Genomic DNA, 26,753 nt, shown 5'->3' with positions numbered 1-26,753 from the left:
GCATGGCAGGCTTTTTTTTAACAGTTAGTTAAAAAACCAAAAGTGAAGGACCTCCCCGTCGGGCTCGACAGCTTAGGCGCAATGTGCAGCCTTCTATCTCTGCGGCACGAGCGGTATAAGTTGTGGAATGGAAACGGAGTTGGTTGCCGTCAGAGGAAGTCCTTCTTCCGGGCGGTGGCATAGGGAGATGGCCGCCGGAATCTTTTAGGTTAATTTATTGAAAATAAGATTTCCGCCAAGCCACGCTGGTCGGTTTTTCAGAAAGCAATTTAGGTGTAAATAACGAAGCCTCAACCGACGGCTATTTCCGCGTAGGCCGAGGCTTACGATTTAACTCATCCAGTTCACCCGCGACTCCGGATTCCACTTGGTGGTGGTTTTCTTGAGCTGCGTCCAGAATTCGATGGAGCTTTTGCCGGTGATGTCGCAGGCACCGAATTTCGATTCGTTCCAGCCGCCGAAGGAGAAGGGTTCGCGGGGCACCGGCACGCCGATGTTCACGCCAATCATGCCGGCGTTGGCATGGTCCATCACGTAGCGGGCATGGCTGCCGCTTTGCGTGAATACGGCAGCGGCATTACCGTAGGGGTTAGCATTTTCGATGGCCAGGGCTTCGTCCAGCGTATTGGTGCGCATGATGGCGAGCACTGGGCCGAACACTTCTTCCTGAGCAATGCGCATGTCGGGCGTCACGTAGTCAATCACCGTCGGGCCCACGTAATAGCCATCTTCGTGGCCCGGCACCACGGCGCCACGGCCGTCGAGCAGCACTTTGGCGCCGGCGGCTTCGGCTTCGGTGATGTGCTGCTCGATGCGCTCCTTGGCCTCACGGCTGATGACGGAGCCCAGGTTCTGGCCGGGCACTATTTTCTGCGCTTCGGCCACCAGTTTATTCACAATATGGTCGACGGCGCCCACGCCAATCATGGTGGAGCCAGCCATGCAGCGCTGGCCCGCGCAGCCCGACATGCTGGCGGCCACGTTGGAGGCCGTCATATCGGGATGAGCATCGGGCAACACCATCAGGTGGTTTTTGGCCCCACCCAGCGCCACGCAACGCTTTAGATTGCTGGTGGCGCGGATGTAAACAACTTTGGCAATTTTGGTGGAGCCGACGAAGGAGACGGCCGTAATATCCGGGTGGTCGCAAATGGCTTCCACGATAGTACGGTCACCGTTCACAATGTTGAGCACGCCGTCGGGCAGGCCGGCTTCTTTTAGCAGCTCGGCAATTTTGACGGCACTCAACGGCACCTGCTCCGAGGGTTTCAGAATCATGGTGTTGCCGAGCACCAGTGCGTTCGGGATGGTCCAGTGCGGCACCATATTAGGGAAGTTGAACGGGGCAATGCTGGCTACCACGCCCAGCGGCTTGCGCTCCACGCGGGCTTCGACGCCTTTGCTCACTTCCAGAAACTCGCCCTGAATAAGCTGCGGCATGGAGCAGGCAAACTCGGTGAGCTCAATAGCCTTTTCGACTTCGGCGCGGGCCTCGTCGTAGGTTTTGCCGTTTTCCTCCCGCACGAGGTCGGCCAGCGCTTTCATGTCGCGCTCCAGCAACGTCTTGTAGCGGTAGAAAATCTGCACCCGCTCCTTGATGGGCGTAGCCGACCAACTCGGGAAGGCAGCCTGGGCCGCTTGCACGGCTTCGTCCAGTGCCGTCGCGCCGCTGAGCGGTACGGTCGAAATCAGGGCCCCGGTGAGGGGGCTGAACACGTCCATAGTGTCGGCTGACGCATTGTCAGCGGCACGACCGGCGATGTGATTGCGGATGGCAGGGTATTTCAGCGTTTGTACCTCCATAATCTTAGCAGATTCTTAAAGAAGGGTGCAAGCTAAGGGTTTTGTTTCACTTTCTGCAAACGTTTGGGGTTAGGATATTTTTATTTCGGGTTAGCAGAAAATTTTTCCTGTCATTTTTCCCAGTTCAATTTTTCTGCTTCTCTTTATATGCGCTGATTTTTTATTTGGATTTTACCAGTTTGGGGCGCTAAAAAACTTAGCGTAGCGAGTGAATAAATTTGGCATTTCAGAAAAAGTGCCTGTACTTGCTGCCGCATTTCTGCAAACAACATCATGCGCTTACATCTCTACCTTTCAGCTGACAAGCCGCTTCCTTTCGAGCACCTGACGACACTCAAAGGAGCCTTCCATCGCTGGGCTGGCCACAACCAGGAACTGCACGACGGTCTTTCCCTTTATTCGCTCAGCTGGCTGCGCGGCGGCCGGGGCAGCCGCGGCGGCTTGCACTTTCGCGACGGCGCCCACTGGACCATCTCGGCCCACGACCCGGCGCTCATCCACGAAGTCATTTCGGGCGTGGTCAGTAAGCCCGGCCTCGACTTGGGTTTGCATGTGCGCGAAGCCCGCATCCAGAATCCGCCCGAGTTTCAGGACGGCGAGCAGTGGTTTCGGGTGCTCAGCCCGGTGTTTGTGAAGTGGGAAACCGAAAAAGGCAAGCCCGCCGACCACCTCACCTACCTTGACCCGCGCACCGATGAGTTGCTGACCGAAACGCTATGCCGCAAGCTCCGCCAGGCTGGGCTGGATGACACTGGAGCCACCGTGCGGTTTGACCGCGACTACCCGGGGGCTAAAACCAAGCTTTTTGCCTATAAGAGCGTGCAGTGCCGCGCCAGTCAGTGCCCGGTTATCGTGACAGGCACGGCGGAGCAGATACGCTTTGCGTGGTGCGTGGGCGTGGGCCACAGCACGGGGCTGGGGTGCGGGGCTTTGGAGTAAGCAAGCCCGCTCTATGTTATTGCACTTTCCCGTTGCCGCCAATTAAGTAGCCAGATGCAGGCTCCCGGAATTTTGCTATTCACCGTCGCTCGGGGTCGGAGTATAGTTCGAGGCAAGTTCGACCCAGGTTAAAGTCACCTTGCTGTAAGGCCAATTTCCCGGTTTTGTCATAATAGCCCACACTAGGGCCTTAGCCTCTTTGTTGAACTTTTCTCATCTACCATCTTACCCGCCATTCAGTTGCCGCAGATGGTGCGCATTCAGCAGCTTCAGCGCGTTCCACTGCTTGCTTACCCGCAATCCAGTTGCCTCAGATGACTTTCGATGCAAAGTAACGGCTTATGCAAAGTAACGGCTTATTTCTTCTTCGCAGCTTGCTCTTGGGCGCGGCGTATCATTTCCTCGCGGGTCGTGATGGGTCCTCGCTCGGCCCGCAAGCGCCGCCACGCTTCGTCGGCGCTAGGCCCTTGGAAGGGGTTTTGGATGCCAGACGCGACCGAGGAAGTAGCGGAGTTCATCGGCAATGGCAACTCCTGAGAGCTGCGAATTTTCCGGTGTTATCGTCATACCTCGAAGCTACAAAATCAACCGACCGATGGACATGAATCCTAACTATCCCCCTGAAAAGGCGGTGTCTGACAAGAGACTGATTTTGGCTTCAAAGACAAATTAGTATGAGCTATTTTACAGTTACCTACACCGGCCCCTTTGGTTACCTAAAACCATGGACGGCGGTACGCGATGGCGAAACCTATTCGCAGCAATTCCTCACGCCTTCGGTGATTGAAGGCATGAGGCAGAAGCTGGGCGTATCGCAGATTTTGCGGCACCGGCTGAGCTACACCGGCTTGAGTATGCAACAGGAGCAAACGCACCCGCGCGGCTGGATACACGAGAAAAAGAAGCAGCAGTTGACGCGACCCCGCGCCATTCTGGTGCGCGGGGTGCTGCTCCATCCGACGCTGCATCTGGCCTTTGCCACGGAAGCAGAAGCGCGGACGGCGGCCACGCAGCATCTGTGCCTGTGCCGAAATGAGGATATTCTATTACCGAGCGAGCCACAAGTACTGAGCGAGGCCGAGTTCGCTGCGCTGCCGGGCTTTGAGCTGCATTTTACCGACGGGCCGACGGCCGATGCCTTTCTGGTGGGATACAACCGCTTTGCCGAAGGCGCACCAATGTACGGCCGCCTGGAAATCGTGGGCAACCCCACCGCCAAACCCGTGTTGGAGCGATGAAAACCAACCGGCCGATTCTTGCTAAAAGCGCCCAGCGCGGCAGTTCTCCCCTCACACTGCTCGACCACACGCGGCAGGTGAAAGCTGCCGCCGAAGCCATTGCGGCGCATCTGGGCTACGAGGTGCGGCTGGCGGGCCTGGGCGCGGCCCTGCATGACTTGGGCAAGGCTCACCCGCACTTTCAGACCAAAATATACGGCGAGGAAGTGCCCTTGCAGGAGCAGTTTCCGCACCGGCACGAACTGTCGTCGCTGGGGTTTCTGCCGCTGTTTGACCGGGCCGACTGGCCGACGCTGGTCGATATGGTGGTGGCGCACCATAAATCCATCCGGCACGATGCCCGCGAACGGGGTATTCTGGACTTGCAGCGGCTGGGTGGGCCGTGGATAGCTAACCACTTGCTGGATTGGGAAACGTGGTCGGGTGAGGCTCTGGCGGTGCTGAACGAGTTACAACTATCCGTGGCTTTGCGCGAAGTGCCCCGCACGGAGGCTGAAGCCGCCCTGCGCTACGCTGTGGAGCACTGCCGGGCGCAATTACGCAGCGCCGAGTGGTCGGCCTGGCGGGGCGTACTGATGGCGGCCGACCATTTTGCCTCGGCTTTGCAGCACAATACCGACAAGCAGCTACAAGGGCTGTTCGACAAGCCCAATCTGGGATATTTTCAGCAACGTACCGACAACAAGCTATTTCCGCTTTCGCAAACTTCGGCCGACGACCAGCGTCCTCACACGCTGGTAGTAGCCCCCACGGGCGCGGGCAAAACCGATTACCTGTTTCGGCGCTGCCGGGGGCGGGTGTTCTACACGCTGCCATTTCAGGCTTCCATCAACGCCATGTTTGAGCGGGTGCGAGCGGCCGAGACGGGCGGCCATGTGCGGCTGCGCCACGCCATGTCGAAGCTGGTGGAGGGCCGCACGGGGCGCGACGTAGCCGAAAAACTGTTGCAGGACAAAGTGGGTGCCTCGGTGAAGGTGCTGACGCCGCACCAATTGGCAGCCGTGGCTTTCGGACTGCCGGGCTACGAGGCAGTGCTGCTCGACGTGCGCGGCTGCGACGTTATTCTGGACGAAATTCATACTTATTCCGACAAGGCGCAGGCCATGGTGCTGGCCATTGTGGATGTGCTGGTGCAGGCTGGCTGCCGGCTGCACGTAGGCACGGCCACCATGCCTACCGCCCTCTACCACGAGGTGCGCCGCCGACTGGGCGGCCCGGCGGCGGTGTACGAAGTGCGCCCGCCGGATGAGGTGCTGGATTCGTTTGACCGCCACGAAGTATTCAAGATACCTCGCAATACTGAGCATCCCGAAGCGCTGACGGCTACCGTGGATACCCTGCTTCGGCAGGCGTTTGCGGCTCATGAGAAGGTACTGATTATCTGTAATACCGTGCTCGGAGCGCAGGCCGAGTTTGAGCGGCTGCAACGAGAGTTTCCGGCCGTGAAAGCCATGCTGCTGCACAGCCGTTTCCGTCGGCTGGACCGGGCCGAATTGGAGAAAAAGCTGACAGCGGAGTTCGACGGCCAGCCCGGCCCCTGCTTTGTGGTTTCGACGCAGGTAGTGGAGGTTAGCCTCGATATCAGCTTCGACCGGATGATAACCGAGGCCGCGCCGCTCGATGCGCTGGTGCAACGCTTCGGACGCGTGAACCGGCGGCGCAGCCCGGAAACCATCGGCAAGCTGAAGCCCATCCACGTCATAGAACCAGCTCCGAAAACGCTGCCTTACACCCGCGAAGTGGTGCTGCGCAGCTACGCCCAACTGCCCGACGCGGCTCTGCTGCCGGAACGCGACCTGCAACACCGCCTCGATATCGTGTACCCCGATTTGACGCTGGCCGACATCGACACACACCTGATATGGGACCAGGGCGAGCTGATAGAAGGAGCCCTGACACACCGCAGCCGTTCGATGCTGGTGGAGGCGCTGGAAATTGAAACGGCCGCCTGCATTCTGGCCGCCGACCGGGCCGAGTACCTGAACGAGAAAACGTCCTGGGAGCGCCGCATTGAGTTGGAAATACCCATCAGTTGGCGCACCATTCAATACAATAAAAACCGGCAGCACTACGAGCGGCTGGACTTCGGCGCGGCTCCGTTCGTGGTGCCGCAGCCACTGGCCGATTACCAGCGGCTGGGCCTGCAACTGCTGGAACCCGATTCCTTTCTCTAACCCCTTCGCCTTATGTACACCAGCTATATCGGCCGCCGCTTCCTGACGCTGTGGAATGAGCGCACCGGCCATGATTTGTCGGCCCGGCAGTTTTTTGATGAGCAGTTACACCCAGTGTTTTTTGCTCACGACAAGTATCTGCAATGGGTGCCCAACTCCCCTTTTGCCCAAAAAGTAGCGCAGAAAGACTTAGTGCCCGGCATTACGGCCGCCGAGGTGCAGTTGGAAAAGCTGCACCGCAACGTGCGTGAGCTGGCCCCCGATGCCAGCTTCGTCATCGGGTTTCCGGCGGCGGGCACTACGGGCACTACCTCGGGGCAAGTGTCAGGCGTGGGGCCACAGGTGGCCGCCGAAGACATGTACTGCTCCTGGATTGGTGGGGCGCTGGGCGTGGGCGTGAGCGGCGGCCTCACCCTGCTCATCGACCAGGACGAAGTGCTGTGGACGCTGTACGAAGGCTGGGCCAACTACCGCGCTCTGCTCGGCCAGCGCGATGGACTGAAAGGCAACCAGATTGACACCTGGAATGGCCGCTGGCTAACCCATGTCTTCGACCCGGATTTTAATCCGCGCCAGCCGCTGGCTCATTTCAACTTTGACGAGGCGCTGGACACCAAAGATGGCAGCAGCGCCTTGCGCACTCAAGCGTGGGTGAAGGTACTGTTTGCGCTGGCTACCACCTATAAGCACCGTATCACGGCCTACGTGTACAGTCTGGCGCAAACCAACCGCACTATTGGTTTCGTGCCCCTGGAGCTAGGCGCGGTGGAAGACATGCACCAGCTGTCGCAGCAGCTGTTTCAGCTCTCGCCGGAAATCCGCGACTGGCAGAAGGTGACCAGCCTCTACGAAACGCACTACGGCTTTGCGCGGGCCTGCCAGCTGGGCAGCATCGGGCTGGCGGCCATCGAGCCAGCCAAGCTACAGGATTACCTACCCGGCAACGACAAGAAAATCAATCTCAAAACTGATGCCGACCGGCTTCAATTCGACATTTATCAACTCTGGATTCTCACCATGCTCAACAACCAGGAACTTTACAACGCAGCTGACCGGCTGGCGGCTACGCTTCACGAATTTGCCCGCCGCAACGACCACCGCGACAGCGGCCGGGGCAAGAAAAACCTTGACCGGCAAGCAGAAAGCGTGTTCGTAAAAAGCCGCCCAGCCTTTATCGAACGGCTGGCCGACATGCTGGACGAAGCTGGCAGCAGCGCCGCCACGTTCCGCGACACCTTCGACGAAGCCGTGCGTCAAGTAATGCTGATGCCGGTCGATAATTTCCCGCTGTTCATCATTCTGGTACGCTTCCGCTACATCGCCCGGCAAAGCAGCGATGCCGCCGTGCCTGCTTAACTCTTGCAATTTCTCACTTTTTTCAACGCTTACTCATGCAGTCTCCTTACATCTATTTGCGTGGCCTGCGTCACGCCGAGCATACCGTTTTCTCCGTGCAAGACGGCCAAAAGTATTACCGCGACCCGCAGTTTGGCACCAACCAAGCGTATTCGAGCGGGCAGCAGGTTAAGCGCAGCATCATGGATGCGCTGACCACCGGCCTGAACGTGCCGCCCGCCCCTATCACATTCAACTGGCAGGTAAAGAAGGGCAAGAAAGCTGAGGAAATACAGTTTGAGCAGAAAGAGCCGTGGTCGCCCTGCGACCCTACGCACGTCGACCAGTTGCTAGGCGGCTACATGCGGGCCGAAACCGGTGAATTTACCATCAAGCGCCGGTCGCCGCTGTCGATTTCGGCCATGCGCCCGCTGCATCCATTACTGGGCGGCTTGGAGCAACAGAAGGAAAACCTGACGTTTGACCGTACCTCTCACCCCTCACACCACCCGGTGCGCGTGCGCGACGAAAGCGGCAAAGAGCTGTCGAAAGAAGAAGTTGACGCGCTGTTGCTCAACACCAAGCGCAACCTACCCAACCGTATTTGGATTCCTGACCACAGCCGTGCTTCCGGCCTGTTTGTGTACGACGTGGCGGTGGACTTGCGCACGCTGTTCTGTGTATCAACCAATACTTTGGAGCCCGAACTTCACCCCAGCAAAGTGGAGGAATTAAAGGCCCAGGGCTGGACAGAATCCCGCAACGTATTCGGTCCCTGCCTGCTGGCGCCGCGCGAGCAGCGCGAAAAGTACATGCCCGCCCTGGCCCACGCCCTAGTCAACTGGCGCATCACCAGCAATCAGGCCCGCACGTTCAGCCTGATGGAAACGCTGGCCGTAGCTGTGAGCGACAACGCCAACCACCTGGCTGGGGCCATCCGAGGCCAACTGCGCGAAGACACCGAGCGCCCCACTGCCAAGCCCGTGCTCGATGAAACAGCCGGAGCCAAGCTGTATACTACCCTCCCGGCTGGCGGGTACATTGCCGGAGCCTATGGCGCGGCTGATGCTCTTGACCAGGCTGAACAGGATATTCTGGCCCGTTTGCGGGCGTTTGATTACGAGAATCAGAACGTACCAGCATAACCAGCAAAGAGGCTGCCTCGCATGAGGCAGCCTCTTTGCTTCAGTTCCCTTGCTCCGCCATGCACCTCACCGGCAAGCACATCAATTACTACCACATCTGCCACCGCAAGCTGTGGCTGTTTCACAGTGGCATCAGCTTCCAGCAGACGCACGCCAACGTAGCCGACGGCACGCTGCTGCACGAAACGGCCTATCCGCAGCGGGCCAAGCGTTACCGCGAAGTGCAGCTTGATGGCATCAAGATTGATTTTTACGACCCCCAGGAGCGGGTGGTCCATGAAATTAAGCGCAGCAACAAGCTGGAACACGCCAGCATTGCGCAACTGCAGTACTACCTGCGCGTGCTGGAGCGCCACGGTATCGAAAACCCTACTGGCCTGCTGGAATACCCCAAAATACGCCGCACCGAGCGGGTGGTGCTCACGGACGCCGACCGGGCAGCCATCGAGCAGTGGGAGGCAGCCATTGAGCAGTTGGTTAATCTTCCCTCCTGCCCACCCGTCATCAACAAGCCGTTTTGCAAGCAGTGCAGCTACTACGAGTTTTGCTATGTGAGCGAAGCTGGTGTGGAGTTGGATTTACCACCGCTGTCGGTTGCCTACTTATAAACACCCCCTCCTCTTTTCCTGCAATGAAAAAAACCTACTACCTGTTCAACCCCGGCCGCATGAGCCGGGAAAACAACACCCTCAAATACACCGCCTACACCGAGGATGGTGGTGAGGGCCAGACGCGTTTCCTGCCCGTGGAAGATGTAGGCGACTTCTACGTCTTCGGCTCGCTCGATGCCAACAGCGCGCTCTATAATTTCTTGGGTAAGAAAGGCATTTCGGTACATTTCTTCGATTACTACGAGCACTACACCGGCTCCTTCATGGCGAAGGAGTACCTGCTGGCGGGTAAGCTGCAGGTGGCCCAAACCGGTCACTACACCAGCGGTAAAAAGCGTCAAATACTGGCCCGCAAGTTCGTCGAAGGCTCGGCCCACAACCTGCTCAAAAACCTGCGCTATTACCAAAGCCGTGGCCGCCAGGTGGCCGACGAGATTGCGCAGATTGAGCTGTATGTGTCGGCCCTGCCCCACGCCACCAGCATCCCGGAGCTGATGGGCTTCGAGGGTAATATCCGGCAGACGTACTACCGCTGCTTCGAGCAATTGGTGAACGTGCCGGGCTTCACTTTTGGCACCCGCAGCACCCAGCCTCCCCAAAATGAGCTAAATGCCCTACTGAGCTTTGGCAACATGCTGTGCTATGCCGCTTGTCTGTCACAGATTTATCATACCCAGCTCAACCCAACCATCAGCTTCCTGCACGAGCCCGGCCACCGCCGCTTCTCACTGGCGCTCGACCTGGCCGAAATCTTCAAGCCACTGCTGGTAGACCGCACCATCTTCCGCGTACTCAACAAAAAAGAAATTCAGGCGCATCATTTCGTGCGCGAATTCGACGGCTGTCTGCTGAAAGAATCAGGTCGTAAAATATTCGTTGAAATCTTTTCCCAGCGCCTGCGCGAAACATTTCGCCACCGTCGCCTTGACCGCATTATCACCTACCAGCACCTCATTAAGCTGGAATGCTACAAGCTGACCAAGCACTTGATGAGCATCGAAGAGTATCAACCTTTTAAATCGTGGTGGTAATATGTACGTGTTACTGGTTTATGACATTCGCGAAAAGCGCGTAGGCAAGATGCTCAAGCTGTGCCGCCGCTACCTGAACTGGATTCAGAACTCGGTTTTTGAGGGCGAAATCTCCGAGGTGAAGCTGAAGGAGTTATTTTTGAAGGCAGAGTCATTCCTGGACCTGAAAGAAGACAGCGTCCTAGTATTCAAAAGCCGTAGTCAACAATGGTTGGAAAAGGAGGTCTGGGGCCAGGAACGCAGTCAATTAGGCGACTTTTTATAAGATATTAGCAGGCGTCGCTGGAATTTACTTTGCTTACTGCCGGTTGTCAAAGCATTCATTTATTCGGCAACCTCTTGTTTATCTGAGTCGTCGCTTCCCCATCCTTTTCTTCCTACTGCTGACCGACGACTTTTCCACTCTTTTTTGTAGCTGCTAATGTGCGATTCTGAAGCGCTGGCAGCTATTTTTACAGGTATAATGAACGGACTTCAATCGGACTGGGTGGAATTGAAATTGGCCCTGGAGCTGGCCGTTTGCCTGGCTGACGCGCACTTCAATCGGACTGGGTGGAATTGAAATTCGATACCGCCAGGCACTACACCAGGGGCGGAGGGAACTTCAATCGGACTGGGTGGAATTGAAATGCGAAACTTCCAGAGAGCGTACACGATAACGACAACACTTCAATCGGACTGGGTGGAATTGAAATTACCGGACAGGTAGAAATGCGGGATGTACGGGTTTAACTTCAATCGGACTGGGTGGAATTGAAATAGCATAAAAAAGACCCGAACACTTGGAAAAGCCAGACTTCAATCGGACTGGGTGGAATTGAAATTGAATGACGTGCGCCTGTGCGTGGAGGGATGGGAGTACTTCAATCGGACTGGGTGGAATTGAAATTGTACAAAGACGGAAGAAGGTACTGCCCAGTGTGCGACTTCAATCGGACTGGGTGGAATTGAAATAGTCGAAACCTTTAAAGGCTGGCGGGTTGATGACAACTTCAATCGGACTGGGTGGAATTGAAATAGCGGCCGGGGCCAGCATGGAGTTGGGGACGATGGAACTTCAATCGGACTGGGTGGAATTGAAATTTAATAAAGCTGAACAACCCAAGCCCGATGCCGCAGACTTCAATCGGACTGGGTGGAATTGAAATAGGTTGCGGGTGATGGTGAAGCGGCGCTGGTTGTCGCACTTCAATCGGACTGGGTGGAATTGAAATAGTCGTCGGCCATCTTCTGCAGGCGGTTGAAGTATTACTTCAATCGGACTGGGTGGAATTGAAATGCTTGAAAAATGCCCACACTACGATGTCAGCAGGCAACTTCAATCGGACTGGGTGGAATTGAAATTTTGGTAGGCCAACGCCGAAGGGTTCACGGGCCGCAACTTCAATCGGACTGGGTGGAATTGAAATGTTGGTTTGCCTCGTACCGGTCGATGTAGCCTAGCGACTTCAATCGGACTGGGTGGAATTGAAATACGTTTACGCGGCCAGCGACGAAGCCGAAGCGCATAACTTCAATCGGACTGGGTGGAATTGAAATGCGCGGCGGCGGTACATGCGGGCGTGGACCGGATTAACTTCAATCGGACTGGGTGGAATTGAAATGCCGGTACGAGGCGGCCAGCTACGGCCGGCTAACTGACTTCAATCGGACTGGGTGGAATTGAAATAAGGAAGCCCTGTGTATCATTCGGGGGTGTAGGGTTACTTCAATCGGACTGGGTGGAATTGAAATCCTGGGGCCGCGCCTGCTCTGGTCACTCTCTAATCAACTTCAATCGGACTGGGTGGAATTGAAATCGAGCAATCGGCACGGCCGCCTCTTCGCCATTGCGCACTTCAATCGGACTGGGTGGAATTGAAATTGGTATTGGTCGCGGCCTAGCTTTTGGTCGAAGTTCACTTCAATCGGACTGGGTGGAATTGAAATGGCATTCTGATTAGCAAGCCGTTTGGTTCATTCATTACTTCAATCGGACTGGGTGGAATTGAAATTAAAAGTATGAATTTTTATTTGAGCCAAAATTAAAACTTCAATCGGACTGGGTGGAATTGAAATACCGTGGCTATTTCAGGCGTCGCAGTAGGGGATAAAACTTCAATCGGACTGGGTGGAATTGAAATAATCCTGAAATTGTTCGGCCTCGGGCAGCTTAGAGCACTTCAATCGGACTGGGTGGAATTGAAATTGGCTGGCGGGGAAACCACGCTGCCTATCACCAGCACTTCAATCGGACTGGGTGGAATTGAAATGGCGCTGAACTGCTGGCCTGCGACTGCCCAGCGCCGACTTCAATCGGACTGGGTGGAATTGAAATACCGCTCAAGCCAGCATTGCCCGCAACGACCATATGACTTCAATCGGACTGGGTGGAATTGAAATTTGCCAAGCGCCGGGGCACCAACTTGGCGAACCTGAACTTCAATCGGACTGGGTGGAATTGAAATTTGTCATAGAGGCGTTTGAATTCACGGCCCACCAAGACTTCAATCGGACTGGGTGGAATTGAAATGATTCGGGAGGCACAGTACCCAAGCCGTGAGCCGGAACTTCAATCGGACTGGGTGGAATTGAAATTGGCCTTGTATGAACTGGACCTGCTGGAGCACTCCAACTTCAATCGGACTGGGTGGAATTGAAATACCGGTGGCAATAGCAGCCCTAACTCAGTCACCGTGACTTCAATCGGACTGGGTGGAATTGAAATTGGGGAGCATGGGCTGGCCAGCGTCCGACTTTTTGCACTTCAATCGGACTGGGTGGAATTGAAATTAGTAATGGATACCAACAAAAACACTCAGCACCCAGACTTCAATCGGACTGGGTGGAATTGAAATGGTAGAGTGCCGGACCGGGCCAGCCGTACGGGTTCGACTTCAATCGGACTGGGTGGAATTGAAATTTGTTGAAAACGGACCCGTCCAGCTTGCCCGCACTCACTTCAATCGGACTGGGTGGAATTGAAATATGCACATGGGTTCCCACAAGGATTTTGTAAATATCACTTCAATCGGACTGGGTGGAATTGAAATAGCTGGAAAGTGGCCGCTTCGTTGGCCCTATCCGAACTTCAATCGGACTGGGTGGAATTGAAATGTATAACAAGGATACCGAATCGTCCAGCAATGGTTAACTTCAATCGGACTGGGTGGAATTGAAATACGACGTGCGGCTGAACGGCTCCCCAGCCCAACGCACTTCAATCGGACTGGGTGGAATTGAAATTCGTGTGCCGCCTCGCCGGTGTCAAACCGGACTACCACTTCAATCGGACTGGGTGGAATTGAAATGGCATACCATCCTTCGCGGTAGAGTATCGGGTCCACACTTCAATCGGACTGGGTGGAATTGAAATACTCCTTCAGCTCCGAGGGGGTTTTGCCGGTGACACACTTCAATCGGACTGGGTGGAATTGAAATTGGGGCGCTGCTGTTGGCGCTGTGGCTGGTGCTATCACTTCAATCGGACTGGGTGGAATTGAAATAAGATGAAGGTCACGGCCAGCCTGCCGCTTGCTCAAACTTCAATCGGACTGGGTGGAATTGAAATAGCAGACGGTAGCGGAGACGCTGCTACTGATTGAGAACTTCAATCGGACTGGGTGGAATTGAAATGGCAACGCTGGCAGCCGTGAACGGGTTGAAGCCGGCACTTCAATCGGACTGGGTGGAATTGAAATAATAAAACGGATGCTTGCCCGGTGAGTCTGCGCCTTAACTTCAATCGGACTGGGTGGAATTGAAATCTGCCCACGGTGACCTGGCTGAACCTGGCCAACGTGACTTCAATCGGACTGGGTGGAATTGAAATGATATTGAGCACGCGCTTAACCGGTGCAAACGCTTGACTTCAATCGGACTGGGTGGAATTGAAATATCACCGAGCCGCCGGGCGTGGTAAACCAGCCGACGACTTCAATCGGACTGGGTGGAATTGAAATGCAAAGCAGTATGGGTCCACGGCCTCTTCTTTTTGGTACTTCAATCGGACTGGGTGGAATTGAAATGTTGGTGCAGTACGGCGGCCTGCCCGGGCCCGAGCACTTCAATCGGACTGGGTGGAATTGAAATGATTTTGGCCGGCGAGACGCTGCGCAAAGTCGATAACTTCAACCGGACTGGGTGGGATTGAAATGACGTCGTAGGTCGGCCAGTATGGAGCCAGCCACGCGGACTTCAATCGGACTGGGTGGAATTGAAATGACGAGGACAAGGAGCTGCGCCGCAACCCCTCGCAGACTTCAATCGGACTGGGTGGAATTGAAATTAGCATTGGGCCCTGCGCCCGTAACGGTGCCCTCGTACTTCAATCGGACTGGGTGGAATTGAAATGCCGAGGCGCGGGTGCAGCCGGTTACTGGGTTCCAAACTTCAATCGGACTGGGTGGAATTAAAATCAAAAAGGAATCGACGTGAAGTCAGATTTCTTGCTGACTTCAATCGGACTGGGTGGAATTGAAATACGAACCGGCCTTCACGAACGGGCCAAAGTCATTTAACTTCAATCGGACTGGGTGGAATTGAAATGGCGAATTGGTCAAGCCTGCTGCCGAAATCGGTTATACTTCAATCGGACTGGGTGGAATTGAAATATGACACCCGAACACATTTGCAACCACTGCTACCGCACTTCAATCGGACTGGGTGGAATTGAAATAAAGGTGCGCTTGGCCTTGTCCCGCTCCCAGCGCTCACTTCAATCGGACTGGGTGGAATTGAAATGACCCCAACGCATACATTCTGCCGTACCTGCCGGCCCACTTCAATCGGACTGGGTGGAATTGAAATGCGACGACGAGTGCACCCCCACCGTGACCTGCCTCGACTTCAATCGGACTGGGTGGAATTGAAATAGGGGTCTGGTATCGACCCTTACTTCGCGCGCACGAACTTCAATCGGACTGGGTGGAATTGAAATTTGCGGTCCTTCGGGGCCTTGCCGGCGTTGATTTCGACTTCAATCGGACTGGGTGGAATTGAGCTAGTAGTGCGAACTACTGCTGTTCGCACTACTAGCCACAGCCTGTATACCAATCCTGAAACCGCTCTGGAGAGCGAGTATCCCACATACTGCCAGCCTTATTGACTATGCCCAAAATGTTCAGAAAAACTACTGATTTGGTGGCGACAGCAAGAAATTTAGCTTGGCCGCCCTACTTTGAGCTTATCATTAATGTGCAGGCGTTCGTACATCGCACTAAACTGCCATTGCTGGCTGGCCGGTTACTACCGGTGCCACTCACTAGTATTTCAGTTCTAACTCAGCACTTCAGCTCTCTCTTCGCTATGATTCAATTCGTTGCCAACTACGACGACCTTTCCACGGATAAAGGCTTCCAGTTTAAGTTTCATTGCGACCGGTGCCGCAACGGCTACATGTCGCGCTTTCAGCCCAATGCTATCGGTATTGCGGGCAGCTTGCTGAATGCGGCCGGCAGTTTTTTCAGTGGCCTGAGCGGGGCGGAGAGTGCAGCGTACCATATTCAGCGGGCCGTGGGCGGTAAGGCGCACGACTCGGCTTTGGAGTCGGCCGTGGTAGAAGGCAAACAGCATTTTAAGCAATGCACGCGCTGCGGGCACTGGGTGTGTCCCGACGTGTGCTGGAACGCCAACGCCGGCTTGTGCGAAGATTGCGCCCCCGATGAGCAGGAAGAACTGCGCGCCCAGCAGTCGCTAGCCGCCCGCGAGCAGATTCGTACCAAAACCCGCGAGCAGGACTACACCAAAGACCTGGATTTCTTGAACCGCGACCCGCTGGTACAGTGCCCTAATTGCCAGACCAAGCTGGCCGCAGGCCAGAAGTTCTGTCCCAACTGTGGCACGGCCAACCCGACGGCCCAGGTAGCGCAGGAACGGTTTTGCACCGGCTGCGGAGCGGCACTGAAGCCAGGGCAGAAATTCTGTGCCGAGTGCGGAACGAAAAATTGATGACGGTCAGCGAGGGATAAGGCGAATAACGGGCGAAAGGTGCATTAGTGTTGCGTCAGGCAAATTAGGCAACAAAATTTCCAGCTGGCTCCCCCTCTCCTTTTTCGGAGAGTGGGCTGGCCCCAAAGGGGTCCCGTGAGGCGCCCCGCCTGCGCATGTTGTGCTCTATCCGGCGTTGCTGCTGCTCCGGCGGCGGCTGGGCATGGGCCGGGCCACGCTGACCGTAGGGCTGTTGGCCATGCTCACGATGAGCACTCAGCTCATCACCCAGCTACCCATGCAATGGGTGTGGCTTTTGCCACTCAATCTTTGGATAGTCTGGGCGCTGGGTGCTTATCTGGGCGAGCTGATTTTCTACCAGAAGCGCTTTTTTACGGGCAGCGGCTACCGGCTGGCGGCCTTCCACCTGCTGCTCACGCTCTCGCGCCCCACCGTGCTGCTGGTGTTGCACCGCATTGCATTCGCTGTGTTCTTTGTTTGTCTCATCGACTGGTATTTGCACCGGCTGGAGCAGGCCACGGCTTTTCGCCGCGAGAAATTATTGCGTTTCACCGCGCTGGTAGGCGTATGCAGCTACAGCATCTAGCTGTTTCACCAGCCTTTTTTGCGCGACATACTCAAGGTTCTCTGCTTCGGCAGCAGCAATAGGCTGGTGCTGCTGCTGGCCGTGGGTACGAGTTTCGGGTTGTTTCTGGGTCTGGCTTACGGCACCTACTACTGGCTGGAACTGCCATCCATCCGCTGGGGGCAGCGGCTGTACCAGCGCTTGGGGCCGGCGGCTACCGCCGAAGCCCGGGCCCGCCCATTTAAGGACGCCCAATAAGTTGCGAACGTTGGCGTCCTTGGCCGTGTTTTAATCGTAGCTTAACAATCGGCGGGCCCCAGGCCGTACTTTTGACCCATCCGAGCCCCACCCAGTTCCGCCCGGCCGTTTTCGTCTGAGCCGGTTGAGTGTTTGCAAAACCTTAGATTACATGAACGTAGGAGATAGAGTACGTCTGCTCACCGGCACCGAGCAAGGCATCGTTACCCGCCTGCTCGACAACGAGCTGGTGGAAGTTGCCATTGATAATGATTTTACCATTCCCGTCTTGCGGCGCGAAGTAGTAGTTATTGCCGCGGAAGAAGGCCAGAGTTTCACGGCCGTGCCCACGGCCTACCGCCCCGGCAAAGCCAACCAAAACCCGGGCCGCGCGCCCAGCAAAAAGGACAATACCAAGCGCCCCGCGCCGGTAGCGTCCAACCAAGGGGCAGCACCAGCTAAAGCCGCTACGCCCTCGCTGGCCGAGGCCCTGGCCGCCGTAGCCTCCAGCGGCCCCGGCGCAGCTAAAGCTAAACCGACGCCCACCCCCACGCCGCAGGCCGCGCCCAAAGGCGTATTCCTGGCCCTGGTGCCGCAATCGCCGGAGCTGCTGGCCGTCACGCTGATTAACAACACGGAAGCCGAAGTGCTTTTCACCTACGGTGAGGAAACTGCGGGCCGCCCTTACCGCGCCCTGGCTGCCGACAAGCTGGCCGCCAAGGCCAGCAGCAAGGCGCTATCGTTTTTGCATTTGAAGGATTTTGAAGCCTGGCCCGCCGCTGTGGTGCAGTTGCTGCCCTTCAGGCTGAATGGCGATGCAGCCTTTGAGGTGCTCAACAAGCGGCAGGCTTTCAAAGCTACCACGTTCTATTCGAGCAAGAAGCCGGCGCCCGTCATTGGCAAGGATGCCTACTTGTACCAGCTGGACGAGAAGGCGGCCACCGCCATTGCCCCGGAAAAGCTGGCCGAGGAGGCGCCCGCAGCTACCCTGAAAGCAGAGCCGACGGTTGACATCCAGGCCCTGAAAGCCCAGCTGACCGGCGACGCCCCGGCCAAGCCCGCCGCCGTAGTGGCCGCCGTGGCCCCGGCACCCGCCAAGCCCGTGGTGGCCCCGCCCCACGAGTTCGACCTGCACCTGGAAGCCCTGCGCCCCAACAACACCGAGGAGCTGAGTAACACCGCCATCCTGCGCCTGCAGCTCGATGCCTTCGAGGACGCGCTGAGCCGGGCCCTGGCCACCAACATGCACGAAATCATCTTTATCCACGGTTTGGGCAATGGCACGCTGCGCAAGGAAATTCACCGCCAGCTGAGCCGGAACAAGGACATTAAGTTCTTCGAGGACGCGCAAAAGGGCAAGTTTGGGTATGGGGCGACGCTGGTGCGGTTGAAATAATTAACAATTATTAACTGATAATTATTAATTAAAAAAATGTACGACCTCATCGGCGACATTCATGGTCATGCAGCCGAATTGCGGCAGCTACTGGCCCAGCTTGGCTACGCGCCCGATGCTGCGGGCGTATACCGGCACGCGGAAGGGCGGCAGGTCATTTTCCTGGGCGACTTTATCGACCGGGGCCCGGCCATTCGCGAAACCCTGCAGGTGGTGCGCGGCATGGTGGATGGCGGCAGTGCTCTGGCCATCATGGGCAACCACGAGTACAACGCGCTGGCTTTCTGGAAGCGCGACCGGGAGCAGGGCGGCTACCTGCGGCCCCACTACCTGCACCATATCATGCAGCACGTGCGCACGATTGAGGAGTTCGTGGGCCGCCATGAGGAGTGGCTCGACTACCTGGCCTGGTTTCGCACGCTGCCGCTGTTTCTGGAGCTGCCGGGGCTGCGGGCCGTGCACGCCTGCTGGGATGCCCGCTACATTGCCCAGCTGCGCGCGTGGCTGCCCGACGACCGGCTCACCCCGGAATTCCTGCTGGCCTCCAGCCGCCGCGGCAGCCCCGAGGCCCAGGCCCTGGAAGTAACGCTGAAAGGCCAGGAAACCGCCCTGCCCAACGACCTGCACTTTCTGGATAAAGACGGCCACCGCCGCACCAACGTGCGCACCGCCTGGTGGCTCGACCCGGCTACGGCCAACTACCACAGCTACTTCCTGGAGCCCATTGAAGCGCTGCTCGACCAGCCGGTAGACGTGGCCGCCCTGCCCGACGCCAGCTACTACCAGGACGAGACGCCGGTGTTCTTCGGCCACTACTGGCTGCGCGACGAGCCCCGCCTGCTCACGCCCCACTCCGTGTGCCTCGACTACAGCGTGGCCAAGGGCGGCGAGCTGGTGGGCTACCGCTGGCACGGCGAGCAGGTGCTGCGCCCCGAAGGCCTTGTGCGCGTGCAGCCCTGAACCCCGTTTTCTTACCTTATGGGCCGCTACTCCGGCGGCTGGCGACGGGCTACCTCCCGTCTTTTTTTCGTTTGATGCGTTTCCTTTCCCTTCTCCTCGTGCTGGCCGCGGCGCCGGCCCTGGCCCAGCCTACCCTGCCGGTGCCGCGCGACATTCAGGCTACCTACCTCAAGGGCACCCGCAGCCCCGGCGGCCAGCCCGGCCCCAACTACTGGCAAAACACGGCCGAATACGACCTGGCCGTGAGCTTCGACCCGACCACGCGCAAGCTGGCGGGCACGGCCACCATCACTTACCACAACAACAGCCCCGACGCGCTGAACCAGCTGTGGTTTAAGCTCTACCCCAACCTGTACCAGAAAGGCGCCCCCCGCGCCAAAGCTATGGGCCCGGCCGACATGGACGAGGGCATGCGCATCGACAAGCTGACCGTAGACGGCCAGGCCATCGCCGCCCGCGACTGGGAAATGGAAGCCACCAACCTGACCGTGCCCCTGCCCCGCGCCATCGGCAGCCGGCAGACGGCCAGGGTGCAGGTAACGTATTCCTACACTGTAAACAAAGGCTCGCACCAGCGCACGGGGCAGATTGAGCCGGGCGCGGCCTTCGTGGCCTACTTCTTCCCGCGCATTGCCGTGTACGACGACATTGACGGCTGGAACAAGCACCCTTACCTTGGCTCGCAGGAGTTTTACAACGACTTCGGCTCCTTCAAGGCGGCCATCACGGTGCCCAAAAACTTCGTGGTGTGGGCCACCGGCGACCTTAAAAACGCCGACCAGGTGCTGGCCAAAAAGTACGTGCAGCGCCTGCGCACCGCCGAAACCCAGGACGCCATCACGAGCATCATCACGCCGGCCGATTTGAAAGCGGGCGGCATCACGGCCACGACGGCGCCCACCACCACCTGGCGCTTCGAGGCGCAGGACGTGACGGACTTCGTCTTTGCCCTCGCCGACCACTACGTGTGGCAGAGTAGCAGCCTGGTAGTGGACCCCGCCACCAGGCGCCGCACCCGCGTGGATGCGGTATATAACCCCCGGCATAAAGACTATGAGGAAGTCATTGATTTCAGCCGCAAAACGGTGGAGGCGATGAGTTATACCTTCCCCAAATGGCCCTTCCCCTACGCCCACGAAACGGTGTTTGATGGGTTGGACCAGATGGAGTACCCAATGATGGTGAACGACAACCCCACCGCTACCCGCGAGGACGCCATTACGCTCACCGACCACGAGATTTTCCATACGATGTTCCCGTTTTACATGGGCACCAACGAGACGAAATACGGCTGGATGGACGAGGGCTGGGCCACCATCGGCGAGTGGCTCATCTCGCCGCTCATCGACCCCAAGCTCGACGACGACTACGGCATTGCACCCTACGCCCGCGCCGCCGGCACCGAGCGCGACGTGCCCATCACCACCCTCAGCACTCAGCAAACGGGCGAGGCATTCTTCCTCAACTCCTACCCCAAGCCCGGCCTGGGCTACCTCTACGTGAAGGACTTGCTCGGCGACGAGCTGTTTACCCAGGCCCTGCACACCTACATCCGCAGCTGGCACGGCAAGCACCCCATGCCTTATGATTTCTTCAACTCGATGAATGCCGGCAGCGGGCGCAACCTCAACTGGTTCTGGCAGCGCTGGTTTTTCGACGGCGGCTACCCCGATTTGGCCATCGCGGAGGTGAAGAAAAACGGCAGCGGCTACGACGTAACCATTCAGGCCAAGGGCAGCAAGCCCGTGCCGGTGGACCTGACCGTGCAGCTGGCCGACGGCACCACCCAGAAAATCCACCGCAGCATCGGCGTGTGGGAAAGCGGCGCCACCAGCGTGACGGTGCCCGTGCCCACCCCCCAGGCCGTGAAGCGCCTGACCCTGGGCGCCACCCTAACGCCCGACAGCTACCCGGCTGATAATGTGTGGGAGGGCAAATAGCTCGGCAGCCGCGTCCGGCGATTTTGCCGGCAGCGGCCGGCCCTGGCAGCCAACGCCGTGGGTAAGTCGATAAGCTGGTCACGATAAATATTTTCCTCTTTGGGGGCCAACGATTGGCAGCCCGGTTTATGCTATTATCTTTGCTTGAATGCTTTCTTCATCCTTCATTTATTATTCTCAAGTTCAAGCTTTCTCATGAAAAACGTTTTCCATACGCTCACGCTTACCGTAGTGGCCGGTGGGGCCCTGCTCCTGGCCGGCTGCGACGCCGACAACCCCTCGCCCAACGTTTCGGGCACCGGTTCCATCACCGGCCAGATTGAGCCGGCCGAGGCGGTGTACATCGTCAATGCCTCCAACAACGCCAACCGGACCTTTAACGCGCAAACCAGCCCCGTTGCTGGCACTTACTCGTTTAGCAACCTGGCCGATGGCACCTACACCATCACCTACACAGCGGGCACGGGCTACAACACCCCCGCCCCGCAAAACGTAACCGTGTCGGGCGGCGGCGTGGCTACGGCCCCCACCGTCATGGCCACGCGCATCGGGACCCCGGGCGGCGGCACCACCACCGGCAGCAACTCCCTCTCCGTAGGCGGCACGGCCGTGGCCCTGAGCACGGCTTCGGCGGTTTCGCAGGCTGGTTCGCTGGCCATCATCATGGGCGGCGCCAGCGGCCAGACGGTGTCGCTCATCGTACCGAGCTTCGCCAACGCGGCCGGCACGTTCCCGCTCACCGCTCCGGCGATGCTGACCTATGCCGTTATCAGCGGCACCAGCGCGCAGCAGTGGGACACGATGGGCGCGGGCGGCACGGGCACACTCACCGTCACGGCCGTGGGCACCAACCCGCGCACGGTATCGGGCACCTTTACGGCCACGGCCGTACCCTCGGCCGCGGGCGGGGGCACGGGCAACAAAGCCATCAGCGGCAGCTTCAGCAATCTGGCGTACTAGCCTGGGTTAAAGCTTCAGCAGAAGCCCCCGTCGGCCCGGCCGGCGGGGGCTTTTTTGGGCGTGGAGCCTGCATGCGAAGGCAGCCAGCCCCGCGGCTGATGTGGCCGGCAGGCGCTTTTTCGGGGCTCTTGCCCGGCACCACCGTTCGCCGGCGTACCTTTGCCCCACGCAATGCGCCACTCCACCGCCGCGCCCGCTGCCCCGGCGGCGGGCGGGGAGGAAAGTCCGGGCAACGCAGGGCACCCTGCTTCCTAACGGGAAGGACCGGCCAATCGGGCCGGGACAGCCAGTGCCACAGAAAATAACCGCCTTTTGGGAGTTATGAGTTTTGAGTTATGAATTTTGAATTGACGTTATGCCAACTCAAAATTCATAACTCAAAACTCATAACTCAAATAGGGTAAGGGTGAAAAGGTGCGGTAAGAGCGCACCAGCGGCTGGGTGACCACGCCGGCTGGGTAAACCTCAGGGGTTGAAAGACCAAATAAGCTGGCACGTCGCTTTCTTTCGGGAAGGCGGCACCGGGCGGCCCGTCCGGCGCCAGCGGGTAGGTTGATGGAGCCTTTCCGCGAGGACTGGCCTAGATAAATGGTGGAGACGCCGCCCCTCGGGGTGGCGGACAGAACCCGGCTTACGCGGCGCATTGCCCATTACAAAAACGGCCATTCCGGCAACGGGGTGGCCGTTTTTGTGATGGGCAATGCGTGCCAGCTACTGGAAGCTCCACAAGCCTTGCCCGGTTTCCCTTCCGGGCTTGTGGGAGCTCCACAAGGCTGGAAGGGAATCCGGGGAGGGCTTATGGGAGTTCCACAAGGCTGGAAGGGAACCTGGACGAGGCTTGTGGAGCTCCCACAAGCCCGGAAGGGAAACCGGGCAAGGCTTGTGGAGCGCCGGGCTTGGCGAGGCCAGCCGCTAACCGTTGCCGCTGGTTTGCGTTACTTTGGCTTCGCAACCAATTTGCCCCTCCCCCATGCCCCGCATTCTCATCATCGACGACGAAAAAGCCATCCGCACCACGCTGAAGGAAATCCTGGAGTTTGAAGACTACAAGGTGGACCAGGCCGAAGACGGCCCCGCCGGCCTCGACCTGCTTATCCAGCAGAAGTACGACGTGGTGCTCTGCGACATCAAAATGCCCAAAATGGACGGCCTCGAAGTGCTCGAGCGCGCCCGCAAGCTCGGCACCGACGCCGCCTTCATCATGGTGTCGGCCCACGGCAGCATCGATACGGCCGTGGAAGCCACCAAGAAAGGCGCTTTCGACTTCCTGCCCAAGCCCCCCGACCTCAACCGCCTGCTCGTGACTGTGCGCAACGCCCTCGACCGCAGCAAGCTCACCACCGAAACCAAAACCCTCAAAAAGAAGCTCGCCGTCACCTCCAAAGGCTCCGAGATGGTGGGCTCGTCGGCGGCGCTGGGCGCCGTGCGCAAGGCCATCGAAAAAGTAGCCCCCACCGATGCCCGCGTCCTCATCACCGGCCCCAACGGCGCCGGCAAGGAGATGGTGGCCCGGCAGCTGCACGAGCTCAGCCCCCGCGCCGACGGCCCGATGGTGGAGGTGAACTGCGCCGCCATCCCCTCCGAGCTCATCGAAAGCGAGCTGTTCGGCCACGAAAAAGGTTCCTTCACCTCGGCCGTGAAGCAGCGCATCGGCAAGTTCGAGCAGGCCGACGGCGGCACGCTCTTCCTCGACGAAATCGGCGACATGAGCCTCTCGGCCCAGGCCAAGGTGCTGCGGGCATTGCAAGAAAGCAAAATCACCCGCGTGGGCGGCGAAAAGGAAATTTCGGTGAACGTGCGCGTAGTGGCCGCTACCAACAAGAATTTATTGCAGGAAATCGCCGACAAAAACTTCCGCGAAGACCTTTACCACCGCCTCTCGGTGATATTAATTCAGGTGCCCGCCCTCAACGACCGTCGCGACGACATTCCGGAATTAATTGAGAAATTCCTCAACGACATCGCCGCCGACTACGGCACTAAGCCCAAGAAAATCGACGCCGCCGCCCTGAGCTACCTGCAGGGCCTCGACTGGCGCGGCAATATCCGCGAGCTGCGCAACGTGGTGGAGCGGCTGGTGATTATGAGCGACGACACTATTGCCGAAGCCGACGCCAAGGCGTACGCGGGGAAGTAAACTCCGTTCTGTCATGCTGAACGCAGTGAAGCATCCTCTCACGCTAGAATTAATTATTCCGGCGTGAGAGGATGCTTCACTGCGTTCAGCATGACAGGCGTTCCTATTAGCTATTTTCTTTGGCTATTTACTATTCTTTGTAACAGTGCAGTTTTAATCCCGCCTCATCCATTTCCAGTGAGAACTGACCAACACTATTTATGATGGCTTCAATTTGCTGTAAATCCTGCTCTAGTTGTTTGCCAGCGTCGATAACCCTCGGAAAAAACAAGTACTCAATTTCCTTAAATATCAGCCAACCGCCAAGCGAATTGCACCCTTCAAAGCCTGTTTGCCAATAGTCGAATCCAAATTCAGTGTCTTCAGCCAAGTGTAACTGGCCAATCCGGTCTTGTTGCACTTTTTTGAATTCTATTGTTAGAATCTTGTCAGCATGCTCTACCAGCTTACCAATTAGGCGAACCCACTTTGAGTTGGACATGAGCTGCTGGGAGAACCTCGAAGCGGCCTTCGCGATTTCTCTATCTATCTGCTCGTAGTGTCTGAGCGCTTTTTTCGTCGTCATAAATGCGTTGCTGCTATACCAGCTGATTACACCCCCGCACATCCGAGTTATCCATCCGCCCCAGCACCTCAAACGAGCCGTCCGGGTGCATGCGCGCCAAATCCTTGGTTTCGATAAAGGCGCAGGAATCGACGTTGGCTAAATCAATGACGTTGATGGCCCCGTCGCCCCGGGTCAGACTCACCGAAAACGGGTCCGACGGGTCGCGCAGCAGCACGCGTAGCGGCGGCGTGGCGTGAAAGCGGCCATCGCCGAGCGAGTAAGCCTGGCTGAGCAGCTCGGTCATGCCGTACTCGGAGTGGATGCCGGCCGGGCCGAAGGCTTGCTGCAGTTCCTGGTGCAGTTCCTCGCGAATCATCTCGCGGCGGCGGCCCTTCATGCCGCCGGTTTCGAGCACGGTGAGACCTTGCAGCTCGGGCACGGGGCCGCACTCGGCGGCGAAATCGAGCAGCGCGTAGCTCACGCCGATGAGCAGCACGCGGCGGCCTCCCTCCTGCTTCGCTGCGGCCAGAGCACGGCGCAGGGCCGCGTGGTCGTGCAGGAAAAAAGCCTCCTGCGCCTGCCCCGAGCGGCGGGCAAAATCGGCCACCATCGCCACCAGCGACGACTGGCCTTGCTCCAGGTACGAAGGCAGCAGGGCCAGAAAAGTCCACCCGGTGAGCGGGCCGTAGTAGTGCTCGAAAATGCGGGCCGCATTGTCGCGGTACAGGGCGGGCTCGCGCACCAAGTGGCGGCTGCGCTGCTGCAGGGTAGTGCCGCTGCTGAGGAAAATTTCCTGCGGCTCCCAGGCGGCAGGCCCGGTTTTCACCTCGTGGGTTTTGAAGAATTCAATGGGTAGAAACGGAATATCCGTCAGCGTACTGACTGCAGCCGGGTCGCGGCGCAGCCGGGCCAGGTAGGCGGCGTAGGGCGGGCAGTGCGCGGCCTGGTACTGAAACAGGCGCAGGGCCGCCGTCTCGAAGGTAGCGGGCGTAAGCTGCGGCAGGGCAGCCAGAAAATCGGAGCGGAAACTCATACTTTCGCAACTTGGTTAACGAACGAGCAGCAAACTATCGTAGGGGGGTATTCGTTGAGAAAACGTACTTTCGGCGCGGGTTTGGCGTTTGCTGCCCGGCCTTTTTTACTTCGCGTAATGATGAATCTGTTTCGTACCCTGAGCTTGGGCGGCCTGCTGGCCGTGGGCACGGCGGGCCTCAGCGGCTGCCTCACGGCCCCCGAGATTTCTACCACACCCGAAATCTCGCTCAAGGAAATCCGTTTGATTCACGTCGATAATCCCGGACAGGTTATCGATGTTGATACGCTGGTGGTGGTGGTCAATTTCAAGGATGGCGACGGCGACCTGGGCCTGACGGGCCAGGACCTGACCGTAGCGCCCTACGATGATGATGCTTATAAGTACAACTACTTTATCCAGGCTTACATCAAAAACGAGCTTACGGATGTCTTTGAGCCCTACACCCCACCCGCCGGCGGCACCTACAATGGCTTGTTTAATTTCCTGCCCCTGGTAGAAGACCGCGACAAGAAAGCCGCCAAAAAAGGCGAGTTGGGCTTCAAGCAGGATTTCACCCTCGAAAACGAGTTCAAACCCGGCACCGAAGTCCGCTTCGTTATCAGCATCATGGACCGGGCGCTGCACCGCAGCAATGAGATTACCACGCCCAGCGTTATTCTGGGAAATTAAGTTAAAAGTGGCGGGTTTAAAAATAAAAAAGTGGGTTCGGAAGAGGGCGGCGTTTTAAATATTTAGGCGCCGGCTTTTACTAGCCCTAGAAAAATGGCGGGA

The 26,753-nt window shown here is 57.9% G+C and carries 20 protein-coding genes, 1 other RNA gene and 1 CRISPR repeat array; of the genes, 18 read left to right on the top strand and 3 right to left on the bottom strand.

Translation table 11 applies throughout. The annotated features are described in order from the left end of the window. Nucleotides 1-330: 330 nt before the first annotated feature. Complete coding sequence (locus tag Q5H93_RS16500; protein WP_305007710.1) at nucleotides 331-1,803, bottom strand: CoA-acylating methylmalonate-semialdehyde dehydrogenase; 1,473 nt, start codon at nucleotides 1,801-1,803, stop codon at nucleotides 331-333. Nucleotides 1,804-2,076: 273 nt separating this feature from the next. Between Q5H93_RS16500 and cas6 the strand changes: the two genes are divergently transcribed. The 17 genes from cas6 (at nucleotide 2,077) to Q5H93_RS16415 (ending at nucleotide 24,399) form a co-directional block, all read left to right on the top strand. Beyond that, nucleotides 2,077-2,742 (top strand): CRISPR-associated endoribonuclease Cas6, encoded by a 666-nt coding sequence (gene cas6 / locus Q5H93_RS16495; RefSeq protein WP_305007709.1) that lies wholly within the window; start codon nucleotides 2,077-2,079, stop codon nucleotides 2,740-2,742. Between the two features lie 674 nt (nucleotides 2,743-3,416). Continuing rightward, entirely contained in the window at nucleotides 3,417-3,980 is a 564-nt protein-coding gene (locus Q5H93_RS16490; protein WP_305007708.1) for a hypothetical protein, read from the top strand. Beyond that, nucleotides 3,977-6,154, top strand: coding sequence for a CRISPR-associated helicase Cas3' (cas3, locus tag Q5H93_RS16485; RefSeq protein WP_305007707.1), 2,178 nt, complete (start codon nucleotides 3,977-3,979; stop codon nucleotides 6,152-6,154). Before Q5H93_RS16490 ends, cas3 begins: the two co-directional genes overlap by 4 nt. Before the next feature lie 12 nt (nucleotides 6,155-6,166). Beyond that, nucleotides 6,167-7,510, top strand: a complete 1,344-nt coding sequence (locus Q5H93_RS16480) for a hypothetical protein (protein WP_305007706.1) — start codon at nucleotides 6,167-6,169, stop codon at nucleotides 7,508-7,510. Between the two features lie 35 nt (nucleotides 7,511-7,545). Further along, the gene (locus tag Q5H93_RS16475; RefSeq protein ID WP_305007705.1) at nucleotides 7,546-8,634 is read left to right on the top strand and encodes a CRISPR-associated protein Cas7; all 1,089 of its coding nucleotides are present in this window, start codon (nucleotides 7,546-7,548) and stop codon (nucleotides 8,632-8,634) included. A gap of 59 nt (nucleotides 8,635-8,693) precedes the next feature. After that, nucleotides 8,694-9,242 carry a CRISPR-associated protein Cas4 gene (cas4, locus tag Q5H93_RS16470; RefSeq protein ID WP_305007704.1) on the top strand — a complete coding sequence of 183 codons (549 nt, stop codon included), beginning with the start codon at nucleotides 8,694-8,696 and terminating at the stop codon, nucleotides 9,240-9,242. Between the two features lie 23 nt (nucleotides 9,243-9,265). Next, nucleotides 9,266-10,276, top strand: coding sequence for a type I-B CRISPR-associated endonuclease Cas1b (gene cas1b / locus Q5H93_RS16465; RefSeq protein WP_305007703.1), 1,011 nt, complete (start codon nucleotides 9,266-9,268; stop codon nucleotides 10,274-10,276). Nucleotide 10,277: 1 nt separating this feature from the next. Continuing rightward, nucleotides 10,278-10,541, top strand: coding sequence for a CRISPR-associated endonuclease Cas2 (gene cas2 / locus Q5H93_RS16460; protein WP_305007702.1), 264 nt, complete (start codon nucleotides 10,278-10,280; stop codon nucleotides 10,539-10,541). A 206-nt stretch (nucleotides 10,542-10,747) separates the two neighbouring features. Next, nucleotides 10,748-15,259: a CRISPR direct-repeat array (repeat unit 29 nt; unit sequence ACTTCAATCGGACTGGGTGGAATTGAAAT). 303 nt (nucleotides 15,260-15,562) lie between these two features. Then, nucleotides 15,563-16,204, top strand: coding sequence for a zinc ribbon domain-containing protein (locus Q5H93_RS16455; protein WP_305007701.1), 642 nt, complete (start codon nucleotides 15,563-15,565; stop codon nucleotides 16,202-16,204). Nucleotides 16,205-16,364: 160 nt separating this feature from the next. Further along, the gene (locus Q5H93_RS16450) at nucleotides 16,365-16,790 is read left to right on the top strand and encodes a hypothetical protein (RefSeq protein WP_305007700.1); all 426 of its coding nucleotides are present in this window, start codon (nucleotides 16,365-16,367) and stop codon (nucleotides 16,788-16,790) included. Nucleotides 16,791-16,808: 18 nt separating this feature from the next. Then, nucleotides 16,809-17,027 (top strand): hypothetical protein, encoded by a 219-nt coding sequence (locus Q5H93_RS16445; RefSeq protein ID WP_305007699.1) that lies wholly within the window; start codon nucleotides 16,809-16,811, stop codon nucleotides 17,025-17,027. Nucleotides 17,028-17,178: 151 nt separating this feature from the next. Continuing rightward, nucleotides 17,179-18,402 carry a Smr/MutS family protein gene (locus Q5H93_RS16440; RefSeq protein ID WP_305007698.1) on the top strand — a complete coding sequence of 408 codons (1,224 nt, stop codon included), beginning with the start codon at nucleotides 17,179-17,181 and terminating at the stop codon, nucleotides 18,400-18,402. A 36-nt stretch (nucleotides 18,403-18,438) separates the two neighbouring features. After that, entirely contained in the window at nucleotides 18,439-19,362 is a 924-nt protein-coding gene (locus tag Q5H93_RS16435; RefSeq protein ID WP_305007697.1) for a metallophosphoesterase, read from the top strand. A gap of 74 nt (nucleotides 19,363-19,436) precedes the next feature. After that, a complete protein-coding gene (locus Q5H93_RS16430) occupies nucleotides 19,437-21,302 on the top strand; it encodes a M1 family metallopeptidase (RefSeq protein ID WP_305007696.1) in 1,866 nt (621 codons plus the stop codon). A 195-nt stretch (nucleotides 21,303-21,497) separates the two neighbouring features. Next, entirely contained in the window at nucleotides 21,498-22,262 is a 765-nt protein-coding gene (locus tag Q5H93_RS16425; RefSeq protein ID WP_305007695.1) for a DUF6252 domain-containing protein, read from the top strand. Between the two features lie 168 nt (nucleotides 22,263-22,430). Further along, an RNA gene (gene rnpB / locus Q5H93_RS16420) (RNase P RNA component class A) lies at nucleotides 22,431-22,913 on the top strand. Between the two features lie 319 nt (nucleotides 22,914-23,232). Beyond that, nucleotides 23,233-24,399 (top strand): sigma-54-dependent transcriptional regulator, encoded by a 1,167-nt coding sequence (locus tag Q5H93_RS16415; RefSeq protein ID WP_305007694.1) that lies wholly within the window; start codon nucleotides 23,233-23,235, stop codon nucleotides 24,397-24,399. 130 nt (nucleotides 24,400-24,529) lie between these two features. On the opposite strand, the gene Q5H93_RS16410 is transcribed toward Q5H93_RS16415, so the two are convergent. Both Q5H93_RS16410 and Q5H93_RS16405 read right to left on the bottom strand, forming a co-directional pair. After that, entirely contained in the window at nucleotides 24,530-24,964 is a 435-nt protein-coding gene (locus Q5H93_RS16410; RefSeq protein ID WP_305007693.1) for a hypothetical protein, read from the bottom strand. Nucleotides 24,965-24,977: 13 nt separating this feature from the next. Beyond that, entirely contained in the window at nucleotides 24,978-25,979 is a 1,002-nt protein-coding gene (locus tag Q5H93_RS16405; RefSeq protein ID WP_305007692.1) for an acyl-CoA synthetase family protein, read from the bottom strand. Between the two features lie 117 nt (nucleotides 25,980-26,096). Between Q5H93_RS16405 and Q5H93_RS16400 the strand changes: the two genes are divergently transcribed. Next, on the top strand, nucleotides 26,097-26,651 hold the full coding sequence (locus tag Q5H93_RS16400; RefSeq protein ID WP_305007691.1) for a hypothetical protein: 555 nt from the start codon (nucleotides 26,097-26,099) through the stop codon (nucleotides 26,649-26,651). Nucleotides 26,652-26,753 lie beyond the last annotated feature (102 nt).

This window comes from Hymenobacter aranciens, assembly GCF_030580865.1.
Classification (GTDB): domain Bacteria; phylum Bacteroidota; class Bacteroidia; order Cytophagales; family Hymenobacteraceae; genus Hymenobacter; species Hymenobacter aranciens.
Note: the sequence above shows the minus strand (reverse complement) of the source record. Positions and strands in the feature narration are given on the sequence as shown.